The sequence below is a fragment of the Bradyrhizobium sp. YCK136 genome (genome assembly GCF_044570075.1).
Classification (GTDB): domain Bacteria; phylum Pseudomonadota; class Alphaproteobacteria; order Rhizobiales; family Xanthobacteraceae; genus Bradyrhizobium; species Bradyrhizobium diazoefficiens.
This window is the reverse complement of sequence record NZ_CP172424.1, coordinates 6,603,520-6,623,194: the sequence shown is the minus strand read 5'-3', so window position 1 is coordinate 6,623,194 and position 19,675 is coordinate 6,603,520. Positions and strand designations below refer to the sequence as shown.

Annotated in this window: 17 protein-coding genes and 1 pseudogene; 11 read left to right on the top strand and 7 right to left on the bottom strand. The window is 65.2% G+C overall.

Annotation, left to right across the window (positions count from 1 at the left end; all coding sequences use genetic code 11):
* Nucleotides 1-155: 155 nt before the first annotated feature.
* Both ACFLEY_RS31910 and ACFLEY_RS31905 read right to left on the bottom strand, forming a co-directional pair.
* The gene (locus ACFLEY_RS31910) at nucleotides 156-1,574 is read right to left on the bottom strand and encodes an amidase (RefSeq protein ID WP_060911086.1); all 1,419 of its coding nucleotides are present in this window, start codon (nucleotides 1,572-1,574) and stop codon (nucleotides 156-158) included.
* Nucleotides 1,575-1,700: 126 nt separating this feature from the next.
* Nucleotides 1,701-2,477 carry an SDR family oxidoreductase gene (locus ACFLEY_RS31905; RefSeq protein ID WP_060911087.1) on the bottom strand — a complete coding sequence of 259 codons (777 nt, stop codon included), beginning with the start codon at nucleotides 2,475-2,477 and terminating at the stop codon, nucleotides 1,701-1,703.
* A 155-nt stretch (nucleotides 2,478-2,632) separates the two neighbouring features.
* On the opposite strand from ACFLEY_RS31905, the gene ACFLEY_RS31900 reads away from it, so the two are divergent.
* Nucleotides 2,633-3,706, top strand: a complete 1,074-nt coding sequence (locus ACFLEY_RS31900; protein WP_011085700.1) for a tartrate dehydrogenase — start codon at nucleotides 2,633-2,635, stop codon at nucleotides 3,704-3,706.
* Nucleotides 3,707-3,879: 173 nt separating this feature from the next.
* Here ACFLEY_RS31900 and ACFLEY_RS31895 read toward each other — a convergent pair whose 3' ends face one another.
* From ACFLEY_RS31895 to ACFLEY_RS31880, 4 genes are all read right to left on the bottom strand, one after another.
* Nucleotides 3,880-4,953 (bottom strand): malate/lactate/ureidoglycolate dehydrogenase, encoded by a 1,074-nt coding sequence (locus ACFLEY_RS31895; protein WP_060911088.1) that lies wholly within the window; start codon nucleotides 4,951-4,953, stop codon nucleotides 3,880-3,882.
* Between the two features lie 12 nt (nucleotides 4,954-4,965).
* On the bottom strand, nucleotides 4,966-5,877 hold the full coding sequence (locus tag ACFLEY_RS31890) for an NAD(P)-dependent oxidoreductase (RefSeq protein WP_396604294.1): 912 nt from the start codon (nucleotides 5,875-5,877) through the stop codon (nucleotides 4,966-4,968).
* 12 nt (nucleotides 5,878-5,889) lie between these two features.
* Complete coding sequence (locus ACFLEY_RS31885) at nucleotides 5,890-7,140, bottom strand: Zn-dependent hydrolase (protein WP_060911090.1); 1,251 nt, start codon at nucleotides 7,138-7,140, stop codon at nucleotides 5,890-5,892.
* Nucleotides 7,141-7,260: 120 nt separating this feature from the next.
* Nucleotides 7,261-8,178 carry a LysR family transcriptional regulator gene (locus ACFLEY_RS31880; RefSeq protein ID WP_011085704.1) on the bottom strand — a complete coding sequence of 306 codons (918 nt, stop codon included), beginning with the start codon at nucleotides 8,176-8,178 and terminating at the stop codon, nucleotides 7,261-7,263.
* Between the two features lie 119 nt (nucleotides 8,179-8,297).
* Here ACFLEY_RS31880 and ACFLEY_RS31875 point away from each other — a divergent pair, with 119 nt between their 5' ends.
* From ACFLEY_RS31875 to ACFLEY_RS31850, 6 genes are all read left to right on the top strand, one after another.
* Entirely contained in the window at nucleotides 8,298-9,113 is an 816-nt protein-coding gene (locus tag ACFLEY_RS31875; RefSeq protein WP_396604293.1) for a putative hydro-lyase, read from the top strand.
* A gap of 89 nt (nucleotides 9,114-9,202) precedes the next feature.
* Nucleotides 9,203-10,447 carry an ABC transporter substrate-binding protein gene (locus ACFLEY_RS31870; RefSeq protein ID WP_038965775.1) on the top strand — a complete coding sequence of 415 codons (1,245 nt, stop codon included), beginning with the start codon at nucleotides 9,203-9,205 and terminating at the stop codon, nucleotides 10,445-10,447.
* A 198-nt stretch (nucleotides 10,448-10,645) separates the two neighbouring features.
* Nucleotides 10,646-11,479: a branched-chain amino acid ABC transporter permease gene (locus ACFLEY_RS31865; RefSeq protein WP_249162761.1), complete on the top strand. Its 834-nt coding sequence runs from the start codon at nucleotides 10,646-10,648 to the stop codon at nucleotides 11,477-11,479.
* Nucleotides 11,479-12,462 carry a branched-chain amino acid ABC transporter permease gene (locus tag ACFLEY_RS31860; RefSeq protein WP_038965773.1) on the top strand — a complete coding sequence of 328 codons (984 nt, stop codon included), beginning with the start codon at nucleotides 11,479-11,481 and terminating at the stop codon, nucleotides 12,460-12,462. Before ACFLEY_RS31865 ends, ACFLEY_RS31860 begins: the two co-directional genes overlap by 1 nt.
* A complete protein-coding gene (locus ACFLEY_RS31855) occupies nucleotides 12,459-13,190 on the top strand; it encodes an ABC transporter ATP-binding protein (protein ID WP_011085709.1) in 732 nt (243 codons plus the stop codon). The genes ACFLEY_RS31860 and ACFLEY_RS31855 overlap by 4 nt, the downstream gene beginning before the upstream one ends.
* Nucleotides 13,174-13,878 carry an ABC transporter ATP-binding protein gene (locus tag ACFLEY_RS31850; RefSeq protein WP_011085710.1) on the top strand — a complete coding sequence of 235 codons (705 nt, stop codon included), beginning with the start codon at nucleotides 13,174-13,176 and terminating at the stop codon, nucleotides 13,876-13,878. The genes ACFLEY_RS31855 and ACFLEY_RS31850 overlap by 17 nt, the downstream gene beginning before the upstream one ends.
* Before the next feature lie 130 nt (nucleotides 13,879-14,008).
* Here the strand turns inward: ACFLEY_RS31850 and ACFLEY_RS31845 are convergent, their stop codons facing one another.
* Nucleotides 14,009-14,689, bottom strand: coding sequence for an aldolase (locus tag ACFLEY_RS31845; protein WP_060911093.1), 681 nt, complete (start codon nucleotides 14,687-14,689; stop codon nucleotides 14,009-14,011).
* A gap of 106 nt (nucleotides 14,690-14,795) precedes the next feature.
* Here ACFLEY_RS31845 and ltnD point away from each other — a divergent pair, with 106 nt between their 5' ends.
* From ltnD to ACFLEY_RS31825, 4 genes and pseudogenes are all read left to right on the top strand, one after another.
* The gene (ltnD, locus tag ACFLEY_RS31840; RefSeq protein ID WP_060911094.1) at nucleotides 14,796-15,713 is read left to right on the top strand and encodes an L-threonate dehydrogenase; all 918 of its coding nucleotides are present in this window, start codon (nucleotides 14,796-14,798) and stop codon (nucleotides 15,711-15,713) included.
* A 16-nt stretch (nucleotides 15,714-15,729) separates the two neighbouring features.
* On the top strand, nucleotides 15,730-16,512 hold the full coding sequence (otnI, locus tag ACFLEY_RS31835; protein ID WP_011085713.1) for a 2-oxo-tetronate isomerase: 783 nt from the start codon (nucleotides 15,730-15,732) through the stop codon (nucleotides 16,510-16,512).
* Nucleotides 16,509-17,783 carry a 3-oxo-tetronate kinase gene (gene otnK / locus ACFLEY_RS31830; RefSeq protein ID WP_396604292.1) on the top strand — a complete coding sequence of 425 codons (1,275 nt, stop codon included), beginning with the start codon at nucleotides 16,509-16,511 and terminating at the stop codon, nucleotides 17,781-17,783. The genes otnI and otnK overlap by 4 nt, the downstream gene beginning before the upstream one ends.
* A 170-nt stretch (nucleotides 17,784-17,953) precedes the next feature.
* Nucleotides 17,954-19,644: pseudogene (locus ACFLEY_RS31825) on the top strand (methyl-accepting chemotaxis protein).
* Nucleotides 19,645-19,675: the final 31 nt, after the last annotated feature.

Below are 19,675 nucleotides of genomic sequence, written 5' to 3'. Positions count from 1 at the left end.
GCGCGAAGCGCCGGATGAGGGGTTCTATCCTCGAGTTCGGACGGTGAGGGAGTCGCTCGCGGAGAGATACCCCTCACCCGTCTCGCCGCTTTGCGGCGAGCCACCCTCTCCCACGAGGGGAGAGGGGAACTACCGAGTACGCGTTGTAGATCGTGCTACTTCTTCACCTTCGGATCAATCGGCGTCGTGCCGCGCAGGCCCAGAATATCCTCCAGAACCTTCGCGCCCGCGAGCACTTGTGCATCAGCGCGGGGGGGCCCCACCACTTGGACGCCGACCGGCAGGCCTGACGCCGTGAAGCCGCAGGGCAGCGACAGCGACGGGCAGCACGCCAGCGTGATGGCGTAGACGATGCCGAGCCACTCGACGTAGTTGTCGAACCTCTTGCCCACGCATTCGGCGACATAGCGGTCTTCGATCGGAAAGGGCGGCACGATCGTCGTCGGCACCAGCAGGAGATCGTAGGTCTTGAAGAACTCCACCGCGCGTGCAGTCATGCCGACGCGTTGCGCCTCGGCGCGCGCGAGCTGCTCGACGGTGAGCTTGAGGCCTTCCTCGATGTTCCAGATCACCTCGGGCTTGAGCAGGTCCCGCTTGGTGCGCAGCAGATTGGCCTTGGTGATCGCGAAATCGAACGCGCGCAGCACGTGGAAGCATTCATGCGCCTCGCGCCAGTCCGGATGGGCCTCCTCGACGATGGCGCCGGCCTCGGCAAAGCGTTCAGCGGCCTTGCGTGTGATGGCCTTCACCTCAGGATCGACGGGCGTGATGCCGAGATCGGGTGAATAGGCAATGCGCTTCGGCTTCTTGCCCGCCTGTGTCGCCGACAGGAACGACGTCGTAGGCGCAGGCAGCGACAGCGGATCGTCCGCATAGTCGCCGCTCATGGCATCCAGCAGCAGGGCGAGATCCTCGACGTTGCGTGCCATCGGGCCCACCACGCCGAGATTGCGATCGATACCCGATTTTGGGGTGTGGGCGACGCGGCCGATGCTCGGCCGCATTCCGACGACGCCGCAGAAAGCCGCCGGGCTGCGCAGGCTGCCACCCATGTCGGAGCCCTGGGCGAGCCAGGCCATGCCGGTCGCAAGCGCCACCGCCGCGCCGCCTGAGGAGCCGGCGGCGGACTTGGACGTATCCCAGGGATTGAGGGTTGCGCCGAACACCTCGTTGAAGGTGTTGGCGCCGGCGCCGAATTCCGGCGTGTTGGACTTGGCGTAGACGACTGCGCCGTTGGTTTCGAGGTTCTCGACCATGAGGTCGGACTTCGCAGGGATATTGTCCTTGAAGATCGGCGAACCCTGCGTGTTCAGCACGCCGGCAACGTCGGTCAGGTCCTTGATCGGCACCGGCAGGCCTGCGAGCAGCCCGCGCGCACCGGCCGGTTTCTGCATCAGGGCCTTCGCATTGGCCCGGGCGCGATCGAAGCACAGCGTCGGCAGCGCGTTGACCTTGCCGTCGACCTCGGCGATGCGCTTCTCCAGCACATCCAGCAGTTCGAGCGGCGAGACGTCGCCGGAACGCAGCTTGTTGACGACGCTGCAGGCGGTTTCGCGGATCAGGTCTTGAGACAACTATTTTACTCCTATCTCTTGATTGTCATTCCGGGGCGCCCGAAGGGCGAACCCGGAATCTCGAGGTTCCGGGTTCGATGCTTTGCATCGCCCCGGAACGACGGTGGCTAAATAACCTTGGAGAAACTAACCCCACCCGGCACTGATGCCGCCATCCACCGTATAGATGACCCCGGACGTATAGCCGGCGCGATCCGACGCCAGGAACGCCATGAGATCGCCGATCTCGCGCGCATGTGCGGGACGGCCCAGCGGCAGGCTCTTCTGGAATTCCTTGTAACGGCTCTCGTCGCCGAACTGGTGCTTGGCCCGCGTCTTCAGCAGCGTGACGTGGCGGTCGGTGCCCACAGGACCGGGATTGATGCCGACCACGCGGATGTTGTCGGCGAGGCTCTTGCCGCCGAGCGCGCGGGTGAACGCCATCAGCGCGGCATTCCCGGCGCTGCCGCAGATGTAGTTCGCGTCGAACTTTTCGCCGGCCGCACCGATGTCGTTGACGATGACCCCGCCGCCCTTCGCCTTCATCTGCGCGTAGATCTGCCGCGTGAGGTTGATGTAGCCGAACACTTTCAATTCCCAGGCGTGGCGCCAGGTCGCCTCGTCGATCTTGTCGATCGAGCCGCCGGGGATGTCGCCGGCATTGTTGACGAGGATGTCGATGTCGGCGGCTTCTGTGGCCAGCCGTGCGATGTCTTCGCTCTTGCGCAGGTCGACGATGCTCGTCGCGGCGTCGATCTGGTGAGCAGACCGCAAGCGGTCCGCCAGCGCCTTGAGCTGATCGCCGCTGCGCGCGGCGAGCAGGAGATGCGCGCCTTCCTCGGCGAACGCCTCGGCGGCGGCGGCGCCGATGCCCTTGGACGCGCCCGTGATCAGGACGCGCTTGCCACGCAGATGCAGATCCATGGGGGTTACTCGCAAGATGGGAATACGATGAAATCAGTAGGCGGTCGGCCGTGCCACCGTCAACATTGCAGTGCAGCGTTGCACTGCCGGCGACTTTGGTTCATTGCAGGGCGATCAAAAGACGGCGGCTGCCGGACCAACCAAGGACGTTCTCGATGAGCAAGAAACAATACCGGATCGCGGTCATCCCCGGCGACGGCATCGGCAAGGAAGTGATGCCGGAGGGCCTGCGTGTTTTGGAGGCGGCCGCCAAGAAACATGGCGTGTCCCTGCATTTCGACCATTTCGACTTCTCGTCATGGGACTATTACGAGAAGCACGGCCAGATGATGCCGGACGACTGGAAGGAGAAGATCGGCAAGCACGATGCGATCTATTTCGGCGCGGTCGGCTGGCCGGCCAAGATTCCGGATCATGTTTCGCTGTGGGGCTCGCTGATCAAATTCCGCCGCGAGTTCGACCAGTACGTGAACCTGCGGCCGGTACGGCTGATGCCCGGCGTGCCGTCGCCGCTCGCCAACCGCAAGCCCGGCGACATCGATTTCTGGGTGGTTCGTGAGAACACCGAAGGTGAATATTCCTCCGTCGGCGGCCGCATGTTCCCGGACACCGACCGTGAATTCGTCACCCAGCAGACGGTGATGACCCGCACCGGCGTCGACCGCATCCTGAAGTTTGCCTTCGAGCTCGCGCAATCGCGACCGAAGAAGCACCTCACCTCGGCGACCAAGTCGAACGGCATCTCCATCACCATGCCCTATTGGGACGAGCGCGTGGAGGCGATGGCCAAGAAGTTCCCGGGCGTGAAGTGGGACAAGTACCACATCGACATCCTCACCGCGAACTTCGTGCTGCATCCTGATTGGTTCGACGTCGTTGTCGGCTCGAATCTGTTCGGTGACATCCTCTCCGATCTCGGCCCGGCCTGCACCGGCACCATCGGCATCGCGCCATCAGGTAACATCAATCCCGAGGGCGATTTCCCCTCGGTGTTCGAACCGGTGCACGGCTCGGCGCCCGACATCGCGGGCCAGGGCATCGCCAACCCGATCGGCGCAATCTGGTCCGGTGCGATGATGTTCGAGCATCTCGGCGAGAAGGAAGCCGGCCGATCGATCGTGGAAGCGATCGAGCGCACGCTCGCCGAGCGCACGCTGCGCACCAGGGATCTCGGCGGCAATGCCGACACGACGGCCTGCGGCAAGGCGGTCGCGGATATGGTGGATTAAGCAGAGCTGCTAACCGAGGCGTCGTCCCGGCGAAAGCCGGGACCCATTACCCCAGGGAGTAGTTGCGGCGCGACGTTGGTGACTACGAGTCTTCGCCAAACCACCTTCTGTGGTTATAGGCCCCGGATCTGCGCTTCGCTGCGCTGATCCGGGACGACAGCAGTTGCGGTTTCCTACCCCGCGATCTTCTCGATCGCGGCCTGATCCAGCCCGAACTTCTGCCCGGCCGCGAGAATCTCCTGCCAGGTGGTCGGATCGACCGGAATGCCTTCTGCGAGGCGCTTCTTCTTGGTCTCGCGCTCGGGCTCGCCGGCGATCTTGACCTTGTCGACGCCGGGGCCAGGCGGTGAGCCGGTGTGCCAGACGACGAAGCTTTCGACTTCGCGTGCGAGGTTTTCGCCGGTGCCGAGCTTGCCCGGGTCGATGATGATCGAGAGCATGCCGTTGAGGACGTTGTACTTGCCGTCGGACGGGCCCTTGACCACCTGTCCGCCGGAGAGCGCGCCGCCGAGGATTTCGCACACGAGCGCGAGCCCCGAACCCTTGTGCTCGCCGAACGGCAGAATAGCGCCGTACGGCGGGATCACGGTGTAGCGCGGATTGACCGTGGGCTTGCCTTCATTGTCGATGATGGTGCCGGGCTCCAGTTCGACGCCCTTGTTGTGGGCGACGCGGGTCTTTCCCTGCGCGATCCTGCTGGTGGCGAAGTCGAGCACGATCGGCTCTTTGCCCCTGCGCGGGATGCCGACGCAGAACGGGTTGGTGCCGTGGCGGGCATCGCTGCCGCCCCAGGGCGCCACGATCGGGCGCGAGATCACGTTGACGAAGTGGATCGATACAAGCCCGTGGTCGATGCACTGCTCGGCCCAGTGGCCGATGCGGCCAATGTGGTGCGCATTGGAAAGACCGACGAGACATACGCCGTTGCTCTTGGCACGCTCGGCTGCCAGCTCCATCGCTTCGTGGCCGATCACCTGGCCGTAGCCGGTGAGGCCGTCGAGGGTGAGGAGCGGGCCAGTGTCGAGCACGATCTTGACGTGCTGGTTCACGGCGAGGCCGCCGTTGGTGACGCTCTGGACATAGCGCGGGATCATTCCGACGCCGTGCGAGTCATGTCCCCTAAGATTGGCCTCGACGAGGTTGGTGGATACGAGCTCGGCCTCGCGGTCCGAGGAGCCGCCGGCCTTGACGATGGCGCGGACGACGCTGGTGAGCGCTTCGGCCTTGATGGTGCGATAGTCAGCCATTTGTTGTTGCTCTTATCCCTTCACGATCCGGCGGCAGTGAATCCAGGCCGCTTCAATCAGGTTCTCGCTGGCCTCCGGCGTGCGGAACGCCGAATGCGCCGACAGTGTCACGTTCGACAGTTTTGTCAGCGGATGATCGCCGGGCAGGGGCTCGATGTTGAAGACGTCGAGGCCGGCGTGACGGATGTGGCCCGACTTCAGCGCGTCGATCATGGCGGCCTCGTCGACGACCGCGGCGCGCGCGGTGGTGATGAGGATGACGCCGGGCTTCATCGCAAAGATCTTCTCGCGCGTGATCATGCCGCGCGTTTCTTCGTTGAGCAGCAGGTGCAGCGACACCACGTCGCTGGTCGCCAGCACCGTGTCGAGATCGGTGAACGTGACGCCCGGGGAGCTCTTCGGCGAGCGATTCCAGGCGATCACCTTCATGCCGCTGCCGGACGCAATGCGCGCGACCTCTGCTGCGATGCCGCCGAAGCCGATAGGGCCGAGCGTCTTGCCGGTGAGCTGCATGCCGTCTTCGCGCAGCCAGTTGCCGACGCGCATCTCGCGGTCCATCATCGCGATGACGCGGGCGGAGGCCCACATCAGCGCGATCGCGGATTCTGCCACGGCGGTGTCGCCATAGCCCTTGATCAGGTGCACGGAGATGCCGAGCTCGGCGAGCTCTTCCGGATTCAGGTAGCTGCGCGCGCCGGTACCGAGGAACACGACGTGCTTCAGCCCCGCGCATTTCTTCGCGACGTCGGTCGGCAGCGCGGTGTGGTCGACGATCGCGATCTCCGCGCCGTCGAGGATTTCAGGGTATTGCTCGGGCTTGATGTCCGGGTCCCTGTTGATCCGCACCTTGGGATCGCCTGGTTTCTCCAGCCGCTCCATGATCACGGCGAGGGCTTCGTTGGCGTCGACGAAAACTCCGCGCATGGCTCTCTCCGGTCAGGACGCGACGCCGGCGATCGCCAGCACGGTGTGCATCAGCACGTTGGTGCCTGCGGCGCAGTCGGGCTGCGTGGCATCCTCAAGCTCGTTGTGGCTGATGCCGTCCTTGCAGGGCACGAACACCATCGCCGCCGGCATGACGGTGTTGAGGTTGCAGGCGTCGTGGCCGGCGCCGGAGGTGATGCGGCGAGAGGAATAGCCAAGCGTCTTCGCCGCGTTCTCGACCGCCGCGATCAGCTTGGGATCGAAATGCGTCGGCGGCTTGCGCCAGACCAGGTCGATCTTGACCTCGACCTTGCGGCGGGCGGCAATCTCGGCAATCGCGGCGCGCAGATCGTGATCGAGCGCGTCCATGATCGCGCCATCGGCACTGCGGCAATCCATGGTGAAGGCGATCTCGCCGGGAATGACGTTGCGCGAGGGGTTTGCGATCACGGCCTCGCCGATGGTGCCGACCGCGTTCGGCCCATGCTTCTTTGCAATCGCCTCCATCGCCAGCACGATTTCGGAGAGCGTGGCCAGCGCATCGCGCCGCAGCGGCATCGGGGTCGATCCCGCATGGCTCTCGAAGCCGGAAATCTTGCCGTCATACCAGAGCACGCCCTGGCCGGAATCGACGACGCCGATGGTCTTGCCCTCGGCCTCCAAAATCGGGCCCTGCTCGATGTGCAGCTCGACGAAGCAGCCGAGCTTCTGGAAGCCGACCGGCTTGTCGCCGCGATAGCCGATGCCGTCGAGCGCCTGGCCGACGGTGATGCCCTCGGCGTCCTTGCGCGACAGGATGTCGTCGGTGGTGAAATCGCCGACGTAAGCCGCGGACGCCATCATCGCGGGCGCGAAGCGCGAGCCTTCCTCGTTGGTCCAGTTGACCACACAGATGGGCGCCTCGGTCTCGATGCCGGCGTCGTTCAGGGTGCGGATCACTTCCAGCGCGCCGAGCGTTCCCAGGATGCCGTCATATTTGCCGCCGGTCGGCTGGGTGTCGAGATGCGAGCCGATGCCGACGGGCGGCTTCGACATGTCACGCCCCTTGCGCAGGCCGAACTGTGAGCCGAGCGCATCGACATGAACCTCGAGACCGGCATCCTCGCAGGCCTTGCGGAACCAGTCGCGCACCTGCTTGTCCTCGGCGCTCAGCGTCAGCCGCCGCACGCCGCCCTTGGCCGTCCCGCCGAATTGCGCGGTCTCGTGGATGGAGCCCCAGAGGCGGGCGGAATCGATTTGCAGGTTGGTGGCGGCTCGGCTCATGCGGGTCAGTCTCTCAGTTGTCATTCCGGGGCCCGACGAGCGAACCCGGAATCTCGAGATTCCGGGTCTGGTGCTTGCGCACCATCCCGGAATGACGTTGAAGGTTGTCCAGCATCCGTTTCAATGACGCGCCAGCGCGGGCGCGTCAACCGCGAGGCTGCTCTGCGCAATCTGACATGCAAGCTCGGCGACGCGCTCCACCGCCACGACGTCGGGCGAGGCGAGCCAGCTCGCCGTGAACGTCAGCGGTGTGATTTCGAGATCGGTGTCGAGCAGTTGCAGCCGCCCGTCGGCGAGCTCGTTCTCGACGATGGCGTCGGGGATCACGGCGATCCCGAGGCCCTCGACCGCCATGTGGATAACGGTCGCGAGCGACGCAGAGGCATGCAGCCGTATCGGCGGCAATTCCGGCCGGTCGAACACCTCGCGCACGACCTCGTAAGGCTTGGTCTTGCGTGGGAAGGTGATGATCGGAAACCGTGCGAGCTCCGCCGGCGTCACCGGACCTTTGCCGAGCCCGAGCGAGGGGCTTGCGAGAAAGCCGATCGGGTAGTCGGCGAGCACGCGATTGTGCACGCCGGAGGCGGACAGCGGCCCGACCACGAAAGCGAGCTCGATCTCCTGCGCGAGCAGGCGTGCCGTGAGGTTCGGGGTGATGTCGACCTCGATCTCGAGCGACAGGTTCGGATAGATCTGGTTCACGCTTTTCACGAGGCGCGGCAGCCAGGTGTGCACGATGGTCTCGGCGACGCCGAGCCGCATCACGCCGCGCATCGCTGAGCGGTCGCCGATCTCCGCCATCATCTGAGCGCGGAGACCGATCAGCTTCTCCGCATAGACCATCATCTGCCGGCCGCTCGGCGTCGGCGAGGCCACGCGATGGTCGCGGTTGAGCAGCTTCACGCCCATCTCGCGCTCGAGCTGGGCGATGCGCTGGGAGATCGCCGGCTGGGTCGTGTTGAGGCGGGCCGCAGCGCCGCGGAAGCTGCCGAGCTTCACAACCCAGAGGAACGTCTCGATCGATCTGAAGTCCAGCATTGGAAGGATTTCCCCGATCGATAAATTGGATTTATCGATATTGATTAGAAAGGACGATTAGACTTTATAGCACGCTTGGTGTTGGCTGTCCTTGTCGAGCTTATAGGCAGGTCGATCAGATGACTGTTTTGGTGGCAGCGCAGCAAACTGAAATGCCCGACTCACTCCCGAGCCGCCAGGCGCGGCTCGCCTATCGCGGCGGCGAGGTGGGGTCCACCGCCGGGGTCGCCCCCGGCTTCGTCCAGGGCAATCTGGCGATCCTGCCGGCGGAATACGCCAGCGCCTTTCACCGCTTCTGCCAGCTCAATCCGAAACCCTGCCCGATCATCGGCATGTCCGACGTCGGCAGTCCGCATATCCCCGCACTCGGCGCCGATCTCGACATCCGCACCGACGTTCCCCGTTACCGTGTCTGGCGCGACGGCGAAGTGGTCGACGAGCCGACCGACGTGAGGGGCTACTGGCGCGACGATCTGGTGACCTTTGTGCTCGGCTGTTCGTTCTCGTTCGAGGAGGCGCTGCTCGACGAGGGTATGCCGATCCGCCACATCGAGCAGAACGTGCGCGTGCCGATGTATCGCACCAACATCGCCTGCGGCGAGGCCGGTCCGTTCGCCGGTCCCATGGTGGTGTCGATGCGTCCGTTCAAGCCGGCCGATGCGATCCGCGCCGTGCAGATCACCTCGCGCTATCCAGCCGTGCACGGCGCGCCCGTGCATCTCGGCCATCCGCATCTGATCGGCATCAAGGACATTGCCAAGCCCGACTATGGCGATCCCGTGCCGGTTGCCGACGACGAGATTCCGGTGTTCTGGGCCTGCGGCGTGACGCCGCAATCGGTGATCAACGCCGCCAGGCTGCCGTTCGCGATCACGCATTCTCCCGGCCTGATGCTGGTGACGGATCTCAAGAACAGGACCATGGCCGTGATATAGTGGGCAGCGTTTGCTGCTTCTTCGGGCTTTACCGCATCCATCAATCGCTTCATTCGATCAGCCGAAATTCCGTAACAGAGGACTTTGCCATGACGATCTCTCGCCGCGACGTGTTGCTGGGTGCCACCGCCACTGCAGCGCTGGTGCCGCTCGCTGCACGCGCCCAGACCTCGGAAGTCGTGATCGGCGTCATCTATCCGTTCTCCGGCGGCAGCGCGCAGCAGGGCGTCGATGCGCAGAAGGCCTATGAGACCGCGCTCGAGGTCATCAACAAGGACACCGATTTCGACCTGCCGCTGGCGAAGGGCGAAGGCCTGCCGGGCCTCGGCGGCGCAAAAGTCCGTCTCGTGTTCGCCGACCACCAGGCCGATCCGCAGAAGGGCCGCGCCGAGGCCGAGCGCCTGATCACGCAGGAGAAGGTCTCCGCCATCATCGGCACCTACCAGAGCGCGGTCGCCGTCACCGTCAGCCAGATCTGCGAGCGTTACCAGATCCCGTTCGTCTCCGCCGACAACTCCTCTCCGAGCCTGCATCGCCGCGGCCTCAAATATTACTTCCGTGCCGCGCCGCATGACGAGATGTACTCGGCCGCGATGTTCGACTTCTTCGACGCCATGAAGAAGAAGGGCACCAAGATCGAGACGCTGTCGCTGTTCCACGAGGACACCATCTTCGGCACCGACTCCGGCAACGCCCAGGCCAAGATCGCCGGCGAGCGCGCCTACAAGATCGTCACCGACATCAAGTACCGCGCCAACTCGCCGTCGCTCTCCGCCGAGGTGCAGCAGCTCAAGACCGCCAATGCCGACGTGCTGATGCCCTCGAGCTACACCACCGACGGCATCCTGCTGGTCAAGACCATGGCCGAGCTCGGCTACAAGCCCAACGCGATCGTGGCGCAGGACGCAGGCTTCTCCGAGAAGGCGCTCTACGACGCCGTCGGCGACAAGCTCGAAGGCGTGATCTCGCGCGGCACCTTCTCGCTCGACCTCGCGCAGAAGCGCCCGATGGTCGGCAAAATCAACGAGATGTTCAAGGCGCGGTCGGGCAAGGATTTCAACGACCTCACTTCGCGCCAGTTCATGGGCCTGATCATCCTCGCCGACGCCATCAGCCGCGCCAAGTCGACCGACGGCGAGAAAGTCCGCGATGCGCTGGCCGCCACCGACATCCCGGGCGAGCAGACCATCATGCCCTGGAAGCGCGTCAAGTTCGACGAGATGGGCCAGAACAACGACGCCGACCCGGTGCTGCTGCAATATGTCGGCGGCAAGTTCGTCACCATCTTCCCGCCGCAGGCCGCGATCGCCGAAGCGATCTGGCCGATGAAGTAAGCGTTTCGGAGAGCGGGAGCTCAGACTTGGCTCCCGCCCTCATCCTGAGGAGCGGGCGTAGCTCGCGTCTCGAAGGACGAGGGTGGGCCCATCCTTCGAGACGCGCGCCGCGGCGCGTTCCTCAGGATGAGGGCGTATTGTGGGGGACGACTTTTGACAGCTCAAGCCATTATCCAGAGTCTCGCGAGCGGCCTTCTCATGGGCCTGCTCTACGGACTGATCGCCGTCGGCCTCGCGCTGATCTTCGGCCTGATGGACGTCGTGAACTTCGCCCATGGCGAGTTCCTGATGATCGCGATGTATGCGAGCTTCTTCCTGTTCGCGTTCTTCGCCATCGACCCCCTGCTGTCGGCGCCGCTGGTCGCCGCGGCCCTGTTCGTGTTCGGGGCGGTCGTCTACCTCTTGATTGTACGCTTCGCGATGCGCGCCAAGGCAAACGCCGGCATGGTGCAGATCTTCTCGACCTTCGGCCTTGCCATCGTGATGCGCGGGCTCGCGCAGTTCTTCTTCACGCCGGACTATCGCAGCATTCCGCAGTCCTGGCTCGGCGGCAAGACGATCTCGATCGGCGGCATCTTCCTGCCGGAGCCGCAGCTGATCGGCGCGCTGGTCTCGATCGCGGCTTTCGCCGGCCTCTATTTGTTCATCAACCGCACTGACTTCGGCCGCGCGCTCGAAGCCACCCGCGAAGATCCCGGTGCAGTCGCACTCGTCGGCATCGACAAGAACCGCGTGTTCGCGCTGGGCTGGGGCCTGGGCGCCGCACTGGTCGGTCTCGCCGGCGCGATCATGGCGGTGTTCTTCTACATCTATCCGGACGTCGGCGCCTCCTTCGCGCTGATCGCCTATGTCACGGTTGCGCTCGGTGGTTTCGGCAGTGTGTTCGGCGCGTTCGCCGGCGGCATCATCGTCGGCCTCGTCGAGGCGACCACCGCCCTGGTGCTGCCGCCTTCGCTGAAATCGGTCGGCATCTACGCGGTCTATCTGCTCGTCGTCTTCATCCGGCCGCGCGGCCTGTTCGGATCGATGTGATGGACCAGAATTTTGCTACGCGGCGCCGCCGCGACCTGATCATCGCCGCGGTGCTGGCCGCGCTCGCGGCCCTTGCACCGCTGTTCATCAAGGATGTCTACGTCCAGAACATCCTGATCCTGACCCTGATGTACGCGGCGCTGTCGCAGAGCTGGAACATCCTGTCCGGCTATTGCGGACAGATCTCGCTGGGGCACGCGCTCTATTTCGGCATCGGCGCCTATACCACCGAGCTGCTGTTCACCAAGTTCGGCGTATTGCCCTGGTTCGGCATGCTCGCCGGCGGCGTGATCGCGGCCGTCATCGCAATGGGGCTTGGCTATCCCTTCTTCCGTCTGCGCGGCCATTACTTCGTGATCGCGACCATCGTCATCGCCGAGATCGGGCTGCTCCTGTTCCAGAACTGGGAATGGGCGGGTGCTGCGATGGGAATCACCATTCCGGTGCGCGGCGACAGCTGGCTGAAATTCCAGTTCATGCGCAGCAAGCTGCCTTACTTCTATTTCGCGCTGGTGCTGTGCAGCCTCGCCTGGTTCGTCACCTGGTGGCTCGAAGATTCCAAATGGGGCTTCTGGTGGCGCGCCGTGAAGGACAATCCGGAAGCGGCCGAGAGCCTCGGCGTCGTCGTGTTCAATTCCAAGATGGGCGCGGCGGCCGTCTCCGCCTTCCTCGTCGCCATCGGCGGCGCCTTCTATGCGCAGTTCCTCGCCTATATCGATCCCGAGAGCGTGATGGGCTTCCAGTTCTCGCTGCTGATGGCGCTGCCGGCCGTGCTCGGCGGCATCGGCACCCTGTGGGGGCCGGTGCTCGGCGCTGCCATCCTGATCCCGATGACGGAGCTGACGCGCTCCTATATCGGCGGCTCCGGCCGTGGTGTTGACCTTATCGTCTATGGCGCACTGATCGTGGCGATCTCGCTGGCCCTGCCGCGCGGTCTGGTGAGCCTGTTCTCCCGTTCAAAAGCAAAGGGAGCCACGCGATGACCGCGCTCCTTGAAACCCGCGGCGTCTGGCAGCGGTTCGGCGGCCTCGTCGCCAACAGCGACGTGTCGATCTCGGTCGGCCGCGGCGAGATCGTCGGCCTGATCGGCCCGAACGGTGCCGGCAAGTCGACATTGTTCAATCTCATCGCCGGCGTCCTGCCGCCGACCCAGGGCTCGATCTGGTTCGACGGCGAGGACGTCACCCACATGCCGGCGGCCGAACGCTGCCAGCGCGGCGTCGGGCGCACCTTTCAGGTGGTCAAGAGCTTCGAGACCATGACCGTCATCGACAACGTCATCGTCGGTGCGCTGGTGCGCAACACCGTGATGCGCGAGGCGCGGCGCAAGGCGCATGAGGTGCTCGAATTCACCGGCCTTGCAGCACGCGCCGACGTGCTCGCGAGCGATCTCGTGCCGGCCGAGAAGCGCCGCCTCGAAGTCGCCCGTGCGCTCGCGACCGAACCAAAGCTGCTGTTGCTCGACGAAGTCCTCACCGGCCTCACGCCGACCGAGGCGCAGACCGGCGTCGCGCTGGTGCGCAAGGTGCGCGATGCCGGCATCACCGTGCTGATGGTCGAGCACGTCATGGAGATCGTGATGCCGCTGGTCGACCGCGCCATCGTGCTTGACCTCGGCAAGGTGCTGGTCGAGGGCAAGCCTGCCGACGTCGTTCGCGATCCCAAGGTGATCAGCGCATATCTGGGAGATCGTCATGCTGTCAGTGCATGAAGTCACGACCGCCTATCAGGGTCTGGTCGCGATCTCCGCAGTCTCGATCGAGGTCGAGAAGGGTGAGATCGTCTGTGTGGCCGGCGCCAACGGCGCGGGCAAGTCGACGCTGCTGAAGTCCATCGCCGGCGCCGAACGCCCGCGTTCGGGCACCGTGACGTTCGACGGCAAGCGCCTCGACGGCATGGCGCAGCACCACATTACGGCCACCGGCATCGCCTATGTGCCGGAGAACCGCCGCCTGTTCCCGCGCCTGTCGGTGCGCGACAACCTTCGCCTCGGCAGCTATCTCTACCGCGGCGAGGCGAACCGCGAGGGACCGCTCGACCTCGTCTTCAACCTGTTTCCGCGTCTTCAGGAACGTTTGGAGCAGCGCGCCGAAACGCTCTCCGGCGGCGAACAGCAGATGCTCGCCATCGGCCGCGCGCTGATGACGCGCCCGCGGCTGCTGATGCTGGATGAGCCCTCGCAAGGCATCATGCCGAAGCTGGTGGACGAGATTTTCCAGGCAGTATTGCGCATCCGTGACGCCGGCATGACCGTCCTGATCGTCGAGCAACGCATGGCCGAGTGCCTGGAGATCGCCGACCGCGCCTACATCCTGCAAACCGGCCGCGTGCTGATGCAGGGCGCGGCGAGCGAGATCAAGGGCAATCCCGACGTGCGCAAGGCGTATCTGGGGCTGTAGCTAGACTGCCACGCTCTTTGCGCGCCTCGAAGGATGGGCCGCAAGCGCCTGTAGCCCATCCTTCGAGGCTTCACCTTGCGATGCATTGCATCGCAAGGCTCGCACCTCAGGATGACGGCGGAGTATGCGGTTAATGTCCGTGCCCGTGCCCATGCTCCGGCAACGTCACCCCGAACACCTTCACCAGATCCGTCACCTGCTCCGGCGACAAATATCGCGGGTTCAACCCGCGCAGCAGCAGATACAGCTTCGCCGTCTCCTCCAGCTCCTCGGTCGCGAACACCGCGGCCTCCAGCGTGTCGCCGGCGACCACCGGGCCGTGATTGGCGAGCAGCACGGACGAATATTTCCCCGCCAGCCCCTTGATCGCATCCGCCACTGCGGGATCGCCGGGGCGGTAGTAGGGCACGAGCGCGGTGGCGCCGCATTTCATCAGATAATAGGCCGTCATCGGCGGCAGCGCGGCGCGCGGGTCGATCTCGGGCAGCATCGAGAGCGCAACCGAATGCGTCGAATGCAGGTGCACGATCGCGCGTGCGCTGCCGCGCGTTTCGTAGAGCGCGGTGTGCAGCGGAACTTCTTTGGTCGGGGCATCGCCCGAAATCAGCCGGCCGGTTTCGTCCAGCCGCGACAGCTTTGCGGGATCGAGGAAGCCGAGCGAGGCGTTGGTCGGCGTCACCAGCCAGCCGCCGCCGTCCAGCCTGACGCTGATATTGCCAGAGGAGCCCGGCGTCAGCCCGCGCTCGAACAGGGACCGTCCGAAGCGGCAGATATCCTCACGCAGCCTTGTCTCGTTGCTCATGGCCGTCATGCCTGCTTGTCTCACGCTTTGGCAGCGCGGCCAAGCCGTGTTATTCGGTTGCCAAGCTGCCGCAAAGGGCGGCTATTCGGGAAACGTTCGCAAGGGTCAGTTGCATATGTCCGCCTCCACGTCACAGAATCAGCGTATCGCCGTCGTCGGGCTTGGCTCGATGGGGTTTGGCATGGCGACCTCGCTGAAGCGCGCCGGTCACGCCGTCACCGGCTGCGACGTTTCGGCTGACGCGGTGGCGCGGTTTGTGAAGGACGGCGGCGCGGGCGCCAAAACGCCGGCCGAGGCGGCCAAGAGCGCCGACATCGTCGTCAGCGTCGTCGTCAATGCTGCGCAAACCGAGGCGATCCTGTTCGGCAAGGATGGCGTGGCCGAGACCATGCCGAAAGACGGCGTCTTCATATCCTCCGCCACCATGGACCCGGACGTGGCGCGGCGCCTCGCCAAACAGCTGGAGGCGACGGGCCGGCACTATCTGGACGCGCCGATCTCCGGCGGGGCGCAGCGCGCCGCGCAGGGCGAGCTGACGATCCTTGCTTCGGGCAGCCCGGCCGCCTTTGCAAAGGCACGGCCGGCGCTCGATGCCATGGCGGCAAAGCTCTACGAGCTCGGCGACGCCGCCGGGCAGGGCGCCGCCTTCAAGATGATCAACCAGTTGCTGGCCGGCGTGCACATCGCCGCCGCCAGCGAAGCGATGGCGTTCGCAGCCAAGCAGGGCCTCGACATCCGCAAGGTCTATGAGGTGATCACGGCCTCCGCCGGCAATTCCTGGATGTTCGAGAACCGCATGCCGCATGTGCTCGACGGCGACTATACGCCGCGCAGCGCGGTCGAGATCTTCGTCAAGGACCTCGGCATCATCCAGGACATGGCGCGCAGCGCCAGATTCCCGGTGCCGGTCTCCGCCGCCGCCCTCCAGATGTTCCTGATGACGGCTGCCGCCGGCATGGGCCGCGACGACGACGCCTCGGTTGCGCGCATGTATGCGCAGGTCACCGGCGTGAAGCTGCCCGGCGACAAGTAAGGATAAGAGGATTCCAATGCCCCGTTTCGCCGCCAATCTCTCGATGATGTTCACCGACGTGCCGTTCCTCGATCGCTTCGAGGCCGCCGCCCAGGTCGGCTTCACGGCCGTCGAGTTTCTCTTTCCTTATGAGCATCCGGCCGAGGCGGTCGGCGAGCGGCTCAAGCGCAACGGTCTGACCCAGGCGCTGTTCAACCTGCCGCCCGGCGACTGGAATGCGGGCGAGAAGGGTTTTGCTGCGCTCCCGGCGCGCTTCGCCGATCTCAAGGCGAGCCTCGAGACCGCGCTGCCTTACGCCAAGGCCACCGGCGTCAAGCGCCTGCACCTGATGGCCGGCCTTGCCAACCGCGGCGAGCGCGTCGCGATCGAGGCGTTCTACAAGTCGGTGGCGTGGGCGGCGGAGTTCTTCGCGCCGCATGGCATCGACATCGTGCTCGAGCCGATCAATGCCCGCAACGTGCCCGGCTACTTCCTCAACGATTTCGGCTTCGCGCGCGACCTGATCCAGGAGTTGCGGCTCCCGAACCTCAAGCTCCAGTTCGACATCTATCACTGCCAGATCATCCATGGCGACGTCACCATGCGCTTGCGCGAGATGATGCCGATCATCGGCCACATCCAGATCGCCAGCATTCCATCGCGCAACGAGCCCGACGGCGAGGAGCTGAACTATCCCTTCCTGTTCGAAGAGCTCGACCGGCTCGGCTATGCCGGCTTCGTCGGCTGCGAATACAATCCGCGCGGCAAGACCACCGACGGGCTCGCCTGGTTCAAGCCCTATGCGGGAGTGAAGCCGTGACTCTTGCACTGGGTTGCATCGCCGACGACTACACCGGCGCCTCCGATCTTGCCAACACGCTGACCCGTGCGGGCCTGCGCACCTTGCAGACCATCGGCATTCCTGCCGACGATCTGGCGCTGCCCGAGGTCGACGCTGTCGTGGTGTCCTTGAAGAGCCGCTCGATCGAAGCAGGTCTTGCTGTATCGCGCTCGCGCGCGGCGGAGACATGGCTGCGGGGCCGCGGCGCGAGCCATGTGCTGTTCAAGATCTGCTCGACCTTCGATTCCACCGACGCCGGCAATATCGGCCCTGTCATGGACGCGTTGCGCGACGATTGCGGCGAGGGCATCGTTCTGGTGACGCCGGCCTTCCCCGAGACCGGCCGCACCGTCTACCAGGGCAACCTGTTTGTCGGCGCCGTGCCGCTGAACGAGAGCCCGCTGAAGGACCATCCGCTCAACCCGATGCACGATTCCAGCCTGGTGCGGGTGCTGGCGCGCCAGAGCCGGACACAAATCGGCCTCGTCGATCTCGCCGCCGTCACGCGCGGCGCAGATGCCGTCCGGGCACGGCTGGCCGAACTCGCGGGCAAGGGCATTGGCGCTGCGATCATCGACGCCGTCTTCGATCGCGATCTCGAAACCATCGGCCTCGTAGCCGCCGAACATCGGCTGTCGGTCGGCGCCTCCGGCATCGGCCTTGGACTGGCGCGCGCGCTGGTGTCGACGGGCAAGGTCAAGTCGAATGCGGCAGGCGGCGAATCCGGAGCTGCCGTTGGTGGGCCGGCGGCGTGTCTTGCCGGCAGCTGCTCGCAGGCCACGCTCAAGCAGATCGCCAGCGCCGAACAGGTCATGCCGGTGTTTCATCTCGATCCGGACCGTATTCTTACGGGGGCGGACGAAGCGCAGCGTGCGCTGGACTGGGCAAGGCCGCGGCTGGCGGAGGGGCCCGTGCTGATCGCATCGAGCTCGACACCGGATCAGGTCGCCGCGCTTCAGGCACGTCACGGCCGTGACGCAGCCGGACATGCGATCGAGCAGGCCATGGCCGACATCGCCGAAAACCTTGTGAAATCAGGCGTGCGGCGATTGGTCGTTGCCGGCGGCGAGACGTCCGGCGCCGTGGTCGACCGGTTGAGGATTCCCGGATTTCTCGTAGGGGTAGAGATGGCTGCAGGCGTTCCGGTGCTGCGCGCGGTCGGCGCCGGGGGCGGGATGCTGCTCGCGCTGAAGTCCGGCAATTTCGGCGGCCCGGAGTTTTTCTCCGATGCGCTTAGGCTCATGCGCTGAGCGCAGAGCGTTCTTAGCTGCCTGTTCATTTCTTTCAGGCTCCGTACTCGCACGGAGTCGTAGTTAACATCTGCTCAGTCGCTCTGTTGTCTGATGTCGGCGTCGCTCCCTTTGGTTGATTCTTTAGACCTCCCGGACGCGCGCCCGCGCCAGCATAAAGAGAGCTGACTATGTTCGCCAAGATCTCCATCCGCGCCAAGATCATCAGTGTCGTGGCGTTCCTGCTGGTCGCGATGACCGGCATGGGCCTGCTCGCCGTCGTGAAGATGCGCGCGATGAACGCGAACACCACCGACATCACCACGAGCTGGATGCCCAGCGTGAGGGTGCTGGGCGAGCTCCGGGCCAGCGTCATCACCTATCGCAGTGTGGTCCGCGAGCACATGCTGGCCGAGACCCTGGAAGAAAAGCTCGCGATGGAAAAGATCGCGGTCGCCACCAGCGAGACACTGGCCAAGGCCCGCCAGAGCTACGAGCCCATGATCACCTCGCCGGAGGAGCGGGCGCTCTACACCGAATGGTCCAAGCTGTGGGACGACTACAAGAAGAGCGCCGACGAGGTCTTTGCAGTGTCGCGCAAGGAGGTCGGCAAGGTCCCGCACGAGGCGCATGAGCTGAACGTCAAGACCGCCAACAAGATCGGCATCCAGTCCGACGAGGTCCTGCGCAAGGATATCGACCTCAACACCCGGGGTGGCGACCAGGCCGCGCGGGATGCCGCCGACAGCTATTCCTTCGCCTTCCTGCTGGTCGCGATCATCCTGGGCGCGGCCGTCCTGACAGGCATCGGCGTCAGCGTCTATCTCGTCCACGACGTCTCCAGCGGCATCAACTCGATCGTCGAGCCGATGCAGGCGCTGGGCAAGGGCGACCTCTCCGCCGAAGTCCCGCATCGCGGCGAGAAGACCGAGATCGGCGCCATGGCCGACGTGCTCCAGGTCTTCAAGGAGGCGTTGATCGCCAAGAAGGCCGCCGACGAAGCCGCCGCGGCCGACGCCGAAGCCAAGATCGAGCGCGGCCGCCGCGTCGACAATATCACCCGCGAATTCGAAACGATGATCGGCGAGATCGTCCAGACCGTGTCATCGGCCTCGACCCAGCTCGAAGCTTCTGCCTCGACGCTGACCTCGACCGCCGACCGCTCCCAGCGGCTCGCGACCACGGTTGCCGGAGCTTCGGAGGAAGCCTCGACCAACGTGCAGTCGGTGGCTTCGGCGACGGAGGAGATGGCCTCCTCGGTCGGCGAGATCAGCCGTCAGGTGCAGGAATCGGCGCGGATGGCGGGCGACGCCGTCGGCCAGGCCCGCGCCGCCACCGAGCGCGTCAGCGAGCTCTCCAAGGCGGCGTCCCGCATCGGCGACGTCGTCGAGTTGATCAACACCATCGCCGGCCAGACCAACCTCCTGGCGCTGAACGCCACCATCGAGGCGGCGCGCGCGGGCGAAGCCGGCCGCGGCTTCGCGGTGGTCGCCTCCGAGGTGAAGGCGCTCGCCGAGCAGACCGCGAGGCGACCGGCGAAATCGGCCAGCAGATTTCCGGCATCCAGGCGGCGACCAACGATTCGGTCGGAGCGATCAAGGAGATCTCCTCGACGATCGAGCGTCTCTCGGAGATCTCGTCGGCGATCGCTGCGGCCGTCGAAGAGCAGGGTGCAGCGACCCAGGAGATCGCCCGCAATGTGCAGCAGGCGGCGCAGGGCACCCAGCAGGTCTCCTCCAACATCTCCGACGTGCAGCGCGGTGCGACCGAGACCGGCACCGCCTCCTCGCAGGTGCTGTCGGCGGCGCAGATGCTGTCGAACGACTCGAGCCGGCTCAAGACCGAGGTCAGCAAGTTCCTGACCAGCGTTCGCGCTGCGTAAGGCCGTCAGAGCAGGTATCGGACTACGCAAG